This window comes from Arthrobacter sp. T572 (assembly GCF_056780115.1).
Genome location: NZ_JBRAZQ010000002.1, coordinates 471,689 through 484,561 on the forward strand (window position 1 = coordinate 471,689; position 12,873 = coordinate 484,561).

At 64.6% G+C, this 12,873-nt stretch carries 12 protein-coding genes; 1 reads left to right on the forward strand and 11 read right to left on the reverse strand.

Going from position 1 to position 12,873, the window contains the following annotated elements:
• The first annotated feature begins 242 nt into the window (after positions 1 to 242).
• The gene (locus ACUYMZ_RS03425) at positions 243 to 923 is read left to right on the forward strand and encodes a fasciclin domain-containing protein (protein WP_481602104.1); all 681 of its coding nucleotides are present in this window, start codon (positions 243 to 245) and stop codon (positions 921 to 923) included.
• A gap of 66 nt (positions 924 to 989) precedes the next feature.
• Here ACUYMZ_RS03425 and ACUYMZ_RS03430 read toward each other — a convergent pair whose 3' ends face one another.
• The 11 genes from ACUYMZ_RS03430 to ACUYMZ_RS03480 form a co-directional block, all read right to left on the reverse strand.
• Positions 990 to 1,172, reverse strand: coding sequence for a hypothetical protein (locus ACUYMZ_RS03430; RefSeq protein WP_426005617.1), 183 nt, complete (start codon positions 1,170 to 1,172; stop codon positions 990 to 992).
• A 44-nt stretch (positions 1,173 to 1,216) separates the two neighbouring features.
• Positions 1,217 to 3,238, reverse strand: coding sequence for a BCCT family transporter (locus ACUYMZ_RS03435; RefSeq protein WP_426005618.1), 2,022 nt, complete (start codon positions 3,236 to 3,238; stop codon positions 1,217 to 1,219).
• Positions 3,239 to 3,275: 37 nt separating this feature from the next.
• Positions 3,276 to 3,563 carry a hypothetical protein gene (locus ACUYMZ_RS03440; protein WP_442423301.1) on the reverse strand — a complete coding sequence of 96 codons (288 nt, stop codon included), beginning with the start codon at positions 3,561 to 3,563 and terminating at the stop codon, positions 3,276 to 3,278.
• Positions 3,564 to 3,846: 283 nt separating this feature from the next.
• On the reverse strand, positions 3,847 to 4,650 hold the full coding sequence (locus ACUYMZ_RS03445; protein WP_426005620.1) for an IclR family transcriptional regulator: 804 nt from the start codon (positions 4,648 to 4,650) through the stop codon (positions 3,847 to 3,849).
• A gap of 49 nt (positions 4,651 to 4,699) precedes the next feature.
• Positions 4,700 to 5,581, reverse strand: coding sequence for a formate dehydrogenase accessory sulfurtransferase FdhD (gene fdhD / locus ACUYMZ_RS03450; protein ID WP_481602105.1), 882 nt, complete (start codon positions 5,579 to 5,581; stop codon positions 4,700 to 4,702).
• The gene (locus ACUYMZ_RS03455; protein WP_481602106.1) at positions 5,569 to 6,846 is read right to left on the reverse strand and encodes a molybdopterin molybdotransferase MoeA; all 1,278 of its coding nucleotides are present in this window, start codon (positions 6,844 to 6,846) and stop codon (positions 5,569 to 5,571) included. Before ACUYMZ_RS03455 ends, fdhD begins: the two co-directional genes overlap by 13 nt.
• Before the next feature lie 163 nt (positions 6,847 to 7,009).
• Positions 7,010 to 8,227, reverse strand: coding sequence for a formaldehyde dehydrogenase, glutathione-independent (gene fdhA, locus ACUYMZ_RS03460; protein ID WP_426005623.1), 1,218 nt, complete (start codon positions 8,225 to 8,227; stop codon positions 7,010 to 7,012).
• A gap of 141 nt (positions 8,228 to 8,368) precedes the next feature.
• Complete coding sequence (locus tag ACUYMZ_RS03465) at positions 8,369 to 8,785, reverse strand: GlcG/HbpS family heme-binding protein (RefSeq protein ID WP_426005624.1); 417 nt, start codon at positions 8,783 to 8,785, stop codon at positions 8,369 to 8,371.
• A gap of 143 nt (positions 8,786 to 8,928) precedes the next feature.
• On the reverse strand, positions 8,929 to 11,250 hold the full coding sequence (locus tag ACUYMZ_RS03470) for an FdhF/YdeP family oxidoreductase (protein ID WP_426005626.1): 2,322 nt from the start codon (positions 11,248 to 11,250) through the stop codon (positions 8,929 to 8,931).
• Positions 11,251 to 11,293: 43 nt separating this feature from the next.
• Positions 11,294 to 12,181: a bifunctional 5,10-methylenetetrahydrofolate dehydrogenase/5,10-methenyltetrahydrofolate cyclohydrolase gene (locus tag ACUYMZ_RS03475; RefSeq protein WP_481602107.1), complete on the reverse strand. Its 888-nt coding sequence runs from the start codon at positions 12,179 to 12,181 to the stop codon at positions 11,294 to 11,296.
• Positions 12,178 to 12,804, reverse strand: coding sequence for a cyclodeaminase/cyclohydrolase family protein (locus ACUYMZ_RS03480; protein WP_442423306.1), 627 nt, complete (start codon positions 12,802 to 12,804; stop codon positions 12,178 to 12,180). The genes ACUYMZ_RS03475 and ACUYMZ_RS03480 overlap by 4 nt, the downstream gene beginning before the upstream one ends.
• Positions 12,805 to 12,873 lie beyond the last annotated feature (69 nt).

Below are 12,873 nucleotides of genomic sequence, written 5' to 3' on the forward strand. Positions count from 1 at the left end.
GGACGGCTTGGTCCGGCTTGCAGCGGGATGGCAGGAGTGGGGCCAGTCCGCCTGGAGCCGTGCCTTAAGCCCGCGTTTCAGGAAAACAAGGGTGCTTCCAAAATTTTTTCCATCCGCACCCATCCACCCCGGCAGACCCTCCGAATAGCAGGTGAGCACAACACCGGCAGCACCATCGCCGGGCCGCCCGTGCCACCCCCAGAGGACCAAACGCCCATGGTTCCAAGAACAAGGAGAATGACATGTTGTCCACAAAGCGCCGCCCCGCCCTCGCCTTCGTCGGCCTCACTGCAGCCGCCCTCCTCGGACTCACGGCTTGTGGTGGTTCAAGCACCTCCAGCACTCCTGCATCTTCCTCCGCAGCACCGGAGACGTCGTCAGCGGCACCGTCGCCGTCCGCCTCTTCCATGAGCAACGCCGCCATGGACCCCGCCCGCGACCTGGTGGGTCCCGGTTGCGCCGGCTACGCAGCCCAGGTCCCGGACGGCCCCGGTTCTGTGGTTGGCATGGCCCAGGACCCCGTAGCGGTGGCCGCGTCCAACAACCCGCTGCTCAAGACCCTCACCGCGGCAGTGTCCGGGCAGCTCAACCCCAAGGTGGACCTGGTCTCGACGTTGAACGGCAGCGAATTCACGGTGTTCGCCCCGGTAGATGACGCCTTCGCCAAGATCGATCCCGCTACGATCGAAACGCTCAAGACGGACGATGCCCTGCTGAGCAAGATCCTGACCTACCACGTTGTCCCGGGCCAGCTGACCCCGGACCAGGTCGTGGGTACCCACAAGACGGTCCAGGGTGGCGAAGTTACGGTGGGTGGCACCAAGGATGCCCTCACTGTTGACGGCGCCAACGTGATCTGCGGTGGCGTCCACACCGCCAACGCCACGGTGTACCTGGTCGACTCGGTGCTGATGCCCAAGTAAGCAGGACCTGAAGGCAAAGAAAAAGCAGGCGCCGGGTTTCCGGCGCCTGCTTTCTTGTGTCCGGGCTCAGCGGCCGAGGTCGCTGTCCACGTAGGACCCTGTGTGGCGGTGTTCTGCTCCACAGGGGCAACCGCCGTTAAGCTCGACTCGGACGGTCACGGGGCTGGAAGCATCCACGGTGAAGGAGACGTGCTCCTTGGAATCGCTGGATACCCTGACTGTGCTTTCTTCTGCACGGGTTGAGGTCATGGCATGACACCTTACTGCTGGTTGCTGGGAGAGGAAGGCTGGACTTAAAGGTCTTTCGCCTTCGGGGGGTTGTCTTCAACGGTGGGAATGCTGCCGGTGGCGGTTCCACCGGGACAGTCAGAGTCCGGGCAATCCTCGGCACACTCGTGCTTGGTCACAAGATCGAACTTGACTCCCCGGTGCTGTTCCACCCCGGTGCGGATGGCCCGTTCCACGACGGATGTTGCCAGCCGGCGCCGCAGGGACAGGGGGTCGCGCCTTAGGTCCTTCGCGAGGGCGAAGCAGAGCAGCAACATGACCAGGATGAAGGGCAGTGCTGCCACGATCGTGACCCTTTGGAGTCCCGACAACGCTTCGGACGGTTCATCACCGCCGGCCAGCATCATGACGGCTGCCACGGCACCGGTCAGGCTGCCCCAGAAGATCACGACTCCGCGGCGGGGGTGCTCAGCGCCGTTGGAGCTGAGTGAACCCATCACGATGGAGGCCGCGTCGGCGCCGGTGACGAAGAAGATCGCCACCAGGACCATGGCCAGCACGATCACGCCTGCCGTGAGCCACTCCGGCATGCCAAGGTTCTTGACCAGATCGAAAAGCGCGCCGTCGAAGTTGATGGAGGGAGCGCCGTCGACCATGGTCACGAGCCCCGGCGTGCCGGCTTTGTCGGCTTCCTGCTGGACGTGGAAGGCGGCTCCGCCGAAGATGCCGAACCAGATGACACTGACGATGCTTGGCACCAGCAGGACACCGGTGACGAACTGGCGGATGGTGCGGCCGCGGCTGATCCGGGCGATGAACATGCCAACGAAGGGCGTCCAGGAAATCCACCAGGCCCAGTAGAAGATGGTCCAGCTGGTCATCCAGCTGCGCAGGGCGTCGTCCCCGACAGCCTCGGTCCGGGATGACATCTCGGCAAGGTCGCGGGCGTAGTCGCCTACTGCCGAGGGGATGAGGTTGAGGATGAACAGCGTGGGTCCTGCGACGAACACAATGAGGGCCAGGACGACGGCCAGGACCATGTTGATGTTGGACAGCCACTGGATGCCCCGGCTGATGCCGGAGACCGCGGAAGCCACGAAGCAGAAGGTCAGGATGGCCACGATCACCACCAGGATGGGCGTGCCGATTTCCCCGAACCAGCCGTTGGACGTCATGCCGCTGCCGATCTGCAGGGCGCCGAGGCCGAGTGACGCGGCGGTGCCGAAGAGCGTGGCGAAGATGGCCAGGATGTTGATGAACTTCCCGAGCGGACCTTCCACCATCCGGATGCCGAACAGCGAGGTGAAAGCCGCGGATACCAGCTGCTTCCGGCCGAGGCGGTAGGTGCCATAGGCCATGGCAATGCCCACCACCGCGTACATGGCCCAAGGATGGAGGGTCCAGTGGAAGATCGAGGTAGCCATGGCGGTTTGGATGGCGTCAGGCGTGCGACCATCCACGGTGCCGGGCGGGGGTGAGATGTAGTGGTAGAGCGGTTCGGCCACGCCGTAGAACATGAGGCCGATGCCCATGCCGGCGGCGAACATCATCGCGATCCACGAAATGGTGCGGAATTCCGGTTTTTCACCGTCTTTGCCCAGCGGGATATTGCCGAACTTGCCCAGGGCAAGCCACAGCACGAAGATCACGAACAAAGAGGCAAGGACCATGAACAGCCAGCCGGTGTACTCCATGACCCAGTTGAGGGCACCTTTGGAGGTTTCAGAGAGGCTGTCCCTTCCGACAAATCCCCAGACCACAAAGGCGACGGCGATGGCGCCCGTGATTCCGAAGGTGACTTTGTCGAGCGTAAGTTTGCGGTTCCGGCGGGCCGATACGGCCTGCTCGGTCTTGGCGACGCGGAGTTCTTCCAGGATCTGCTCATATTCTTCAGCGTCCGGGAGAACTTCGGCCCCTCCGTCCTCAGCGTCGAGGACTGCGGGGTTTGTTTCCTCAGGGGAGACGGTGATGACGTCTTCATCCGTTCCCTTGCGGGTGTGTTTGTTGGCTGTTGGAGTTTCCGCCGGCAGGTTGTCGGCAGGTAACTCCTCGGGCGTTAAGGGTTTTGTGTCACTGTTTATGGCCATGAGCGGGTCCTTTGCTCGGCGAGTCATGGGCTTGCGTTTAAACATGGCCGTGGAATGGTGGGCCGGAGGGAAGGTTGGGGGCTTCATCCGGACCGGTGACCATGCGGTTGCCGGTGGCGGTCTGCAGTTTGTCGGCGCCGACCGGCAGGTATACCGGGCGGGTGTCCGATCCTCGGCTATGGAGGCCGGACCTGGCGGCGTCATGCATTCCGTCAGTGGCGGTGGTCCCGCCATCTTCACGTGTGAAAGCGGCGGTCGGAGCAATTGTTTGGGGGCTTGCTGCCTTCCCGTCAGCGGTTGCGCTGGGCGGGGAGGCGTCGTGCATGATGCACCTCTTCCGGTGTATGGGACGGTCTGCCGGCCCGGTGGCCGTCCGGCCTGACGGGCGTTCCGCAAGAATCAACAACATTCGCGGTAAGCAACAGAGTGCGCCCCGTCACACTCAAAGTCAAGCCTTTTTGGCTCTTTGACGGCAACTTGATATATCAATTGGCTTCAAGTCGGCCCGTTGCGTATGGTGTCAACAGTTGCGCAATGTGCGACGGCGGAGTCCGGCTAGGTGCCGACGGCGGAGTCCGGAAGGCACGCCAGCGGACGAAGACGCTGAATTACCGGTGCCGGTAACCCATCTTGGCGCTGATGGACAACCCGGCCTCGCGAAGTCCATCTATGAGTCCGGGCTGGTCCTCGGGGTTGAAACGGAACGCCGGCCCGGAAATGCTGACCGCGGCGATCACGCTGCCCAAGTGGTTGTAGATCGGCACAGCGACTGCCGTGAGTCCGATCTCGAACTCCTCATGGACCACCGCATAGCCGTTCCGTGCCACATCATGGAGCTGCCGTTCGAGCTCCCCGCGGTTGGTGACGGTGCGGGGGGTGCGGGCCGGGAGTCCCACCGCCTTGAAGACCTGGCTTCTCTCGTCCGCCGTCAATGCCGCCAGGAGCACCTTGCCGCTGGATGTCGCGTGCAGTGGCGTCAGGCTGCCCACCCAGTCGTAGGTGGCCAGCGTGGAGGGTCCCATGGCTTGATCAACGTTGACGGCGTAGTTCGACCGCAGCACCGCCAGGTTTACGGTTTCCTTGTATTCGGCAGCGAGGGTCTCCAGCACTTCGCGGGCCTCGTGGACCACACTGAGACGTCCGGGGATGGAGGAGGCCAGGCGGAGGATGCCAAAGCCCAGCTGGTACTTTCCCCGTTCGCTGTTCTGCCGGACCAGTTCACGGGCAACCAGTGAGCCAACCAGCCTGGACACCGTGGATTTGTGCACGCCCATTTCCTCGGCAATTTCGCTGACTCCGGCATCGCCCTCGCGGGCCAGGATTTCCAGGATCTGGAGGGCACGGTCCACTGACTGGACGCCTCCGCCTTGGGCGTCTGCGTCCTTGTCGATGTCCGGGTTGCTGCGTGCCATGGTTCACATCCTAAACGGACAGGACGGACGCAGGCGGGGGCAAGGGACTCTACGGGCCCATGCGCGCCTCCTCAAGGAGTGCCCGACGCGGGAGACCGACCCTCTCCCGCCCGGAGTAGACATTGAGGCTTTTGCCGCGGCTGAAGCCCACCAGCGTCACGCCCGTCTCTGCGGCCAGGTCGGCCGCCAGGCTGGATGGGGCGCTGACGGCTGAGAGGACGGGAATGCCGGCCAGTGCTGCCTTCTGGACCAGTTCGAAGGATGCCCTGCCTGACACCTGCAGCACCAGGCCGGACAACGGCAGCAGATCCTGCCGCAGTGCCCAGCCCACCACTTTGTCCACTGCATTGTGACGCCCTACGTCCTCGCGCAGGCAAAGCAGTTCCGGCTCCGGGCCATCCAGCCTGAACAGTCCTGCGGCATGGACCCCGCCGGTCCGGTCGAACACGGCCTGGGCCTCGCGTAGCCGATCCGGCAGTTGGGCGAGAAGGTCCACCGGGACGTGCAGGGGGTCGCTGGATGGATCGAAGGTGATGGTTTTCCGGACGGCATCTATGGAGTCTGTTCCACAGATGCCGCACGAGCTTGAGGTGTAGACGTGCCTCATGGTGTCGGGAAGGGGAACGTCCGGCCGCAGCTGGGCTTCCACCACGTTGAACGTTTGAACGCCGTCCCTCTCGCCCGCGCAGAACCGCAGGGAAACCAGTTCGGTCTGGTGGCGGATGATGCCCTCGGACACCAGGAACCCGGCCACCAGATCGAAGTCGTCACCCGGCGTCCTCATGGTGACGGCGAACGACGTACCGTTGAGGCGGATCTCCAGGGGCTCCTCCGCGGCAAGAACGTCCTCCTTGAACCGCACCGGGTGCCCGCTTGCCGCGTCATCCAACAGGAAGCGGTGGATCTTGCGGCGCTGGGTCAAGCGTGCCATGGGGCCGTCTTTCCGTAGTGGTCCAGGGGCGATGTCCACGGCAGCGGCATGACCGGGACGGGTTGGCCGGCTTCCACCCCTTCGGGGGGAACAGCCATGTAGCCGTCTGCCCAGGCGAGTCCGCGCATCATTCCGGGCCCGGTGTGGGCGGCGGGAACGGCGAGTCCGTGGACGAACGTGCACGGGACCAGCCGCGTCCTGCCGCGGTCCGGTTCGAAATCCGCGCCCGACGTCATCCGGCCTGCGGCGGACAGCGGGCGGTTTCCAAGGGCGGCCAGCAACGGCTCGCCCAGGGTGGCCAAGGCCAGCATGGCCGCCAGCGGATTCCCTGGCAGCCCAATGATGAAGCGACCGTCCGGAAGCTCGGCCAGCACCGCGGGGTGGCCCGGACGCATGGCAATTCCATCCAGCAGCAGGCGCCCTCCCAGGGCGTCCACGGCAGTCCGGAAGTGGTCTGTTCCGGATACCCCGGTACCGCCGGTGGTGATGGTCACGTCCGCCTGGTGGCCGTCGTGGCGGCCGGCAAGGGCGTCCAGCCATTCGTCGTAAGAGTCGCCGATCCTGTGTCGGCCGGCCGGCTCGCCGCCCAGTTGCGAGATAACCGTGGCCAGCTGCGGACCGAAAGTATCGCGGACCTGTCCCGGAGCCGGCTCACCGGACGTTACTACTTCGGACCCGGTAAGCACGACGGCGACGCGTGGCTTGCGCTGTACCCGCACGTGGTCGTGGCCTGCTACAGCCGCAAGGGCGATGTGGGCCGGGTTGAGTATGGTCCCGGCCGGAACCAGGACGTCGCCTGCCGAGGCTTCTTCCCCCGCGGGACGGATGTGGCGGCCCGGTTGTGCTTCTCCGGGCTTGGCGTCCGGTGTGAGTGTGACCTGCCGGGTGCCGGCCGCGTCTGCGGTGACCTCGCCACTTTCCTTCCGCAGGATGCCGTCGGCTCCCTCGGGGACGAGCCCTCCGGTGGCGATGATGCTGGCCTCTCCGGGGGCCAGGACCGACCCTGACGGCACGAGGATCCAAGGTCCGGGGCCACTGATGGCCCAGCCGTCCATGGCGGAGGAGGCGTAGTGGGGAATATCCTGGCGCGCCACAACGTCCGCGGTCAGTGCAGATCCGATTCCGTCCGCAAGCGGTACCACCACGGAACCGAGCGGCTTGGCGCAGTGGTAGGCCACGTGCCGCGCTTCAAGCCACGTGGGCGAGTGCTTATTTTCGCAGGACATGTGGAATGCGGGGATGTCGGAGACTTCCTGGGCTAGCATGATGCCCACTTCCTGGTCTGGTTGTGCTGTCTGGGCTGTTTGAGAATCTGAGCTGGTTGACGGCGGATGCCGTGCATTAAATGCGGAAGCCGGGGGCGGCAGGCCTTCCCGTTTTTGCCGTGCCGCCCCCGGAATCCGTGGTTGCGAACTGAACCCGCGGTTGTCAGGCCTTTACATAGCCATTGGGGTTCAGGACGAACTTGGTGGCCGCCCCGGCGTCGAATTCCGCGTAACCGCGCGGTGCGTCCTCAAGCGGAATCGCCTTGGCGTTGACTGCCTTCGCGATCTGGACCTTGTCGTGGAGGATGGCCATCATGAGCTGGCGGTTGTACTTCATGACCGGGCACTGGCCGGTGGTGAAGGACAGCGACTTGGCCCATCCGGTGCCGAGGGACAGCGACAGGGAACCGTGCTTGGCGGCCTCGTCGATTCCGCCCGGATCGCCGGTGACGTACAGGCCCGGAATGCCCAGGGCGCCACCGGCTGCGGTGATGTCCATCAGGGAGTTCAGCACGGTGGCCGGCGCCTCGTGGGAAGCGTCCTTGCCGTGGCCGCGGGCCTCGAAGCCGACTGCGTCGATGCCGCTGTCCACCTCGGGCACGCCGAGGATCTGTTCGATCTGGTCTTTCGGGTCTCCGTTGGAGACGTTGACGGTTTCGCAACCGAAGGAGCGCGCCTGTGCCAGGCGGTCTTCGTTCATGTCGCCCACAATGACGACGGCGGCACCCAGCAGTTGGGCGCCGACGGCAGCGGCGATACCCACAGGGCCGGCGCCGGCAACGTACACGGTGGAGCCCACGCCGACGCCGGCAGTGACGGCGCCGTGGAAGCCCGTGGGGAAGATGTCCGAGAGCATGGTCAGGTCCATGATCTTTTCAAGGGCCTGGTCACGGTCGGGGAAGCGCAGCAGGTTCCAGTCCGCGTAAGGGACCAGGACGTACTCGGCCTGGCCGCCTACCCAGCCGCCCATGTCAACGTAGCCGTAGGCGCTGCCCGGGCGGTCGGGGTTGACGTTGAGGCAGATGCCGGTCTTCCGTTCCTTGCAGTTCCGGCACCGGCCACAGGAGATGTTGAACGGCACCGAGACGATGTCGCCTACCTTGATGAACTCGACGTCGGGTCCCACCTCGATCACTTCGCCCGTGATCTCGTGGCCGAGGACCAGGTTTTGCGGCGCGGTGGTGCGGCCGCGGACCATGTGCTGGTCGGAACCGCAAATGTTGGTGGTCACGGTACGCAGGATGGCGCCGTGGGGCACCTTCCTGCCGACGTTGGCCGGGTTGACGCCAGGTCCGTCTTTGAGTTCGAACGTCGGGTACTCAGTGTCGATGATTTCGACGACACCGGGTTCCTTGTAGGCGACTGCTCTATTTCCTGACATGGCCACTCCTTGGACAGTTGATGATACGGAACTCATGGGCTGTCCAATGGTCCGAAAGCGATGCTCCGATGAGGAATACCTCCCCAGGTTTCAGGCCACCGAAGCACCGTTCACGGACCATTGGACAGCTGTGCATTGGGTCTAGGCGACGCCTTGGAACCGGACAGCAGCTCCAGCCGATGCCACGGTGTGGTCGTCCTCGACAGTGCTGCCGCTGACGCCGATCGCTCCAATCACCGCGCCGCTGCCGTCCTTCAGCGGGACACCGCCGGGGAACGTGATGAGTCCTCCGTTGGACACCTCGATGTTGAACAGCGGACCACCGGGCTGGGACAACCCGCCAATGGCTCCGGTGGGCATGTCGAAGTAGCGCGCGGTCCTGGCTTTCTTAATGGAAATGTCGATGCTCCCCAGCCAGGCCCCGTCCATGCGGGTGAAGGCCTTGAGGTTGCCACCGGCATCCACAACCGCAATGTTCATGGCTGTGCCGGTTTCACGGGCGGAGCCGAGTGCTGCGGCAAGGACGGCATCGGCGTGGGTTTGGGTGATGTCAGACATTGATTCTCCTTTGACTCATGTCTTCTGCACGGGGTTGGGGCCGGGCCGGAGCCAGACCGGAAAAGCCTCTGATATCTACGAACTCGGTCTATAGATATATCAGTGACATACTATGGCACGCATCACATGATGTACAGGCCCTTCTAAGCCCGTTCCAACCTGACGATGACGGACTTGGAAGTCGGCGTCCCACTGGTGTCGGCGACGGAGTCCAGCGGAACCAAGACATTCGTCTCCGGGTAGTAGGCAGCGGCGCACCCCTTGGGCGTGGAGTAGGAAACAATCCGGAAGTTCTCCGCGATGCGTTCTGTGCCTTGGAACTCCGAGATGAGGTGGACCATGTCTCCATCGGCGAAGCCCAGTTCCGTGATGTCATCCTGGTTGATCATGACCACGCGGCGACCGCCATGGATGCCGCGGTAACGGTCGTCCTTGCCGTAGATGGTGGTGTTGTACTGGTCGTGCGAACGCAGGGTCTGCAGCACCAGCCGGCCGGCCGGGATCTTGATGTACTCAAGCTCGTTCCCGGTGAAGTGGGCCTTTCCGGAGACGGTGTCGAACTTCCTGGCGTCCCGGGGCGGGTGGGGGAGGACGAAACCGCCCGGATGCTGGATGCGGTCCTCGAAGTTCTCGAACCCGTCGATGACGGCTTCGATGTGCTTGCGGACCAGGGTGTAGTCGTCCCGGAGGGCGAGCCAGTTGGCGCGGGGTGCTCCCGGCAGTGGCCTGCCCTGGCCGTCGGTGAACAGCAGGTGGGCGAGGTTGCACACGATCGCCACCTCGGAGTGGAGGTGGTCGCTGGCGGGCTTCAACCGTCCGCGGGAAGCATGGACCGCACTCATCGAATCCTCTACCGTCACGCGCTGGTCACCGGAAGCCTGGGTGTCCTTCTCGGTCCGTCCCAGGGTCGGCAGGATCAAGGCGCGACGCCCTGTGGAGAGATGGGAGTGGTTGAGCTTGGTGGAAATCTGCACGGTGAGTGCCGTGTTGGCAAGGGCGTCCTCGGTCACTTGCGAATCCGGGGCCGCGCGGACGAAGTTGCCGCCCATTCCCATGAAGAAGCGGACCTTGCCGTCCCGCATGGCCCGGATGGCCGCAACGGTGTCGTAACCGTGCTCCCTGGGCGACAGGAACCCGAATTCGTGGTCCAGCCGGTCGTGGAACGTCGGAGGCATCTTTTCGAAGATTCCCATGGTGCGGTCGCCCTGGACATTCGAGTGTCCGCGCACCGGGCACACGCCTGCGCCGGGCTTGCCGATATTGCCTTGGAGCAGCAGCACGTTGACCACATCCCGCAGGGTGGGTACGGAGTGCTTGTGCTGGGTCAGCCCCATCGCCCAGCAGACGATCGTGGCGTTGGAGGCCAGGAGGCGCTCACCTGTGGCGTGGATCTGTTCGAGGGTCAGGCCGCTGGCTTCGACGATGTCATCCCACTCCACCTTTTCGAGGTAGCGGAGGTATTCGTCGATGCCCACGGTGTGGTCCGCAATGAACGCGTGGTCCAGCACGGTGTCCAGACCGGGAGTGGCACGGCCTGCGGCCTCGGCTTCCAGCAGGTACTTCCCGAGGCCTTGGAAAAGTGCCTGGTCGCCGCCTGCCCTGATCTGGAGGAAGTCGTCAGTCAGCTTGGTGCCCGTGACCACGCCCGCAACGTGCTGCGGGTTCTCGAAGTGAAGCAGCCCGGCCTCAGGCAGCGGGTTGACGGAGACAATGACTGCGCCGTTCTTCTTCGCCTTTTCCAAAGCGCTGAGCATGCGCGGGTGGTTGGTGCCCGGGTTCTGGCCCGCCACGAAGATCAGGGACGCTGTTTCCAGGTCCGTGAGGCTCACCGAACCCTTGCCGATGCCGATGGTCTCCACCAGGGCGGATCCGGAGGACTCATGGCACATGTTGGAGCAGTCCGGCAGGTTGTTGGTGCCGAGGCCGCGGACCAGGAGCTGGTACACGAACGCGGCTTCATTGGATGTGCGGCCCGAGGTGTAGAAGACTGCCTGGTCCGGAGTCTCCAGGCTGCGCAGTTCATCGGCCATCAGCGCGTACGCGTCATCCCAACTGATCGGTGCGTAGTGGGTGGCGCCCTCTTCCAGGACCATGGGATGGGTCAGGCGGCCCTGCTGGCCAAGCCAGTAATCGTCGCGGGTTTTCAGTTCCGCAACGGAGTACTTAGCGAAGAATTCCGGCGTGACCCGGCGTTTCGTGGCTTCTTCGGCCACGGCCTTGGCCCCGTTTTCGCAAAACTCTGCCGCGTTGCGCTTCTCGTGCTCCGGCCAGGCGCAGCCCATGCAGTCGAACCCGTCCAGCTGGTTCACGGCCATCAGCGTCTGAACGCTGCGGACCGGTCCCATCTGTTCGAACGAGATCTTCAGCGCATTGGCCACAGCCGGGATGCCCACGGCCTTTGTCTTGGGTTTGGTGACGGTCAGCTTTGACTCGTCGATGTTTTCGCGGGGGGCTTTGGAAGCCATGGCGATCTTCCCTCCAGATCAGGAACTAGCGGCTTTGCGGGAGTCAGGCGACGACGGCGGCCAGCGGCTGGCCGGTGGCCGCACGGGCCTGGCTGCGGGCTGCTTCGGTGGTGTGCAGCAGCAGGAGTGCGGTCGTCACCGAGCCTACGCCGCCCGGTACCGGTGTCAACGCAGCTGCCACACCGCTGACGCCCGCCTCGTCGACATCCCCTACCAGGGAACCGTCGGGCAGGACGTTCGTGCCGACGTCGACCACTACCGTCTTCTCCGAAACATGGCTGCCGGTCAGGAGTCCGGTGCGGCCTGCAGCCACGACCACGACGTCGGCGGGCCGGGTGAACGGCTCCAGCTCACCGGAGCGGGAATGGCAGACGGTGACGGTGGCGTCTTTGGCGAGCAACAGCAGGGACAGCGGTTTGCCCACCACTGCGGAGCGTCCGACGACCACTACGTTCTGTCCCGCTGTGGGCACGTTGAAGTGGTCCAGCAACTCCACCACGGCCCGTGCGGTGGCCGGCGCAAATGCAGGTTGCCCCACGGCGAGGCGTCCCAGGCTGAGGGGGTTTGCGCCGTCGATGTCCTTTTCCGGGGCGATCAGGCCCACCAGGGAATCGCTCCGGACACCGGCGGGCAAGGGGGTCTGGAGGATGATTCCGTTGACCGCAGGTTCTGCGCTGAGATCCCGCAGGACGCTGGCCAGGACCTGTTCGGTCGCGTCGTGGCCGAGGTCCACGATCCGGCAATCAATGCCGGCCCGCTCGGCGGCGCGCTCAATCGAGCGGACGTACCAGTGCGTCGATTCGTCGTCGGTGGCAACCACCACGGCCAGGACCGGATGCACGCCCTCGGCGTCGAGGAGGCGGGCCTCATCCTGCGCCCGCTGCTTGATGAGTCCGGCAAGCGGCTTGCCGGAGAGGACTTCAGTATTCATGCGAGGATCCTTTCGCGGACCCGCTGCACCAGGGCGTCGGCAGCGAGGACGACTTTCTCTTCCAGGCCGTCGGTTTCACTGGCCAGGCGTGAGCGGACCGCGGGGTCCTTGATGGCCACCACGTTGATGTCGATGTTGACCCTGGCAGTGGTCGCAGCAGCACGGGCGGCGTCCGCGGCGGCGGCGACGTCGCTGATCACATTGGGGTTCGCGGCGTCGAAGAGTTCGGTGGCAAGGTCCACCACAGCGCCGGAAAGGCCGATCAGCCGCGCAGGTGTCTGCGCGGCCGTGACCAGGGCGTCCTGGATGGCTGCGGTCTTCGCGGCTTTGAGCTCCTCCGTAGTGGAGGGAAGTTTGTAGGCATCGATCACGCCTTGGAAGGCGCGTTCGTCCTCGTCGGCGAGGCCGAGGGCTTCGTGCCGGAGGGTGTCTGCGGATTCGGTGATCCGGGCTACTTGTTCCGCGTAGGCGGCATATTTCTCACCGGTGGAGTACCGGGCCACCATGGCCACGAGTGCAGCACCCTGTGCTGCGTGCAGGGCGGCAGCGGCGCCACCGCCGGGAGTCGGCTGGCGTGATGCGAGCCGGAAGAGGTAATCGTTCATGCTTTCAGAGCTGATCATGGGGCTTCCTGGGCGTACGGGAGAGAGGCGTGGTGGGGCGTCTTGACGGCAGGGGAAAGGGCAGCGGCC

What these genes read in the sequence shown, in the direction of transcription:
- ACUYMZ_RS03470 (WP_426005626.1), bottom strand. Translation starts at nt 11,250, where the DNA reads ATGGCTTCCAAAGCCCCCCGCGAAAACATCGACGAGTCAAAGCTGACC.
- ACUYMZ_RS03465 (WP_426005624.1), bottom strand. Translation starts at nt 8,785, where the DNA reads ATGTCTGACATCACCCAAACCCACGCCGATGCCGTCCTTGCCGCAGCA.
- ACUYMZ_RS03480 (WP_442423306.1), bottom strand. Translation starts at nt 12,804, where the DNA reads ATGATCAGCTCTGAAAGCATGAACGATTACCTCTTCCGGCTCGCATCA.
- fdhA (WP_426005623.1), bottom strand. Translation starts at nt 8,227, where the DNA reads ATGTCAGGAAATAGAGCAGTCGCCTACAAGGAACCCGGTGTCGTCGAA.
- ACUYMZ_RS03445 (WP_426005620.1), bottom strand. Translation starts at nt 4,650, where the DNA reads ATGGCACGCAGCAACCCGGACATCGACAAGGACGCAGACGCCCAAGGC.
- ACUYMZ_RS03435 (WP_426005618.1), bottom strand. Translation starts at nt 3,238, where the DNA reads ATGGCCATAAACAGTGACACAAAACCCTTAACGCCCGAGGAGTTACCT.
- ACUYMZ_RS03440 (WP_442423301.1), bottom strand. Translation starts at nt 3,563, where the DNA reads ATGCACGACGCCTCCCCGCCCAGCGCAACCGCTGACGGGAAGGCAGCA.
- ACUYMZ_RS03425 (WP_481602104.1), top strand. Translation starts at nt 243, where the DNA reads ATGTTGTCCACAAAGCGCCGCCCCGCCCTCGCCTTCGTCGGCCTCACT.
- ACUYMZ_RS03430 (WP_426005617.1), bottom strand. Translation starts at nt 1,172, where the DNA reads ATGACCTCAACCCGTGCAGAAGAAAGCACAGTCAGGGTATCCAGCGAT.
- ACUYMZ_RS03475 (WP_481602107.1), bottom strand. Translation starts at nt 12,181, where the DNA reads ATGAATACTGAAGTCCTCTCCGGCAAGCCGCTTGCCGGACTCATCAAG.
- ACUYMZ_RS03455 (WP_481602106.1), bottom strand. Translation starts at nt 6,846, where the DNA reads ATGCTAGCCCAGGAAGTCTCCGACATCCCCGCATTCCACATGTCCTGC.
- fdhD (WP_481602105.1), bottom strand. Translation starts at nt 5,581, where the DNA reads ATGGCACGCTTGACCCAGCGCCGCAAGATCCACCGCTTCCTGTTGGAT.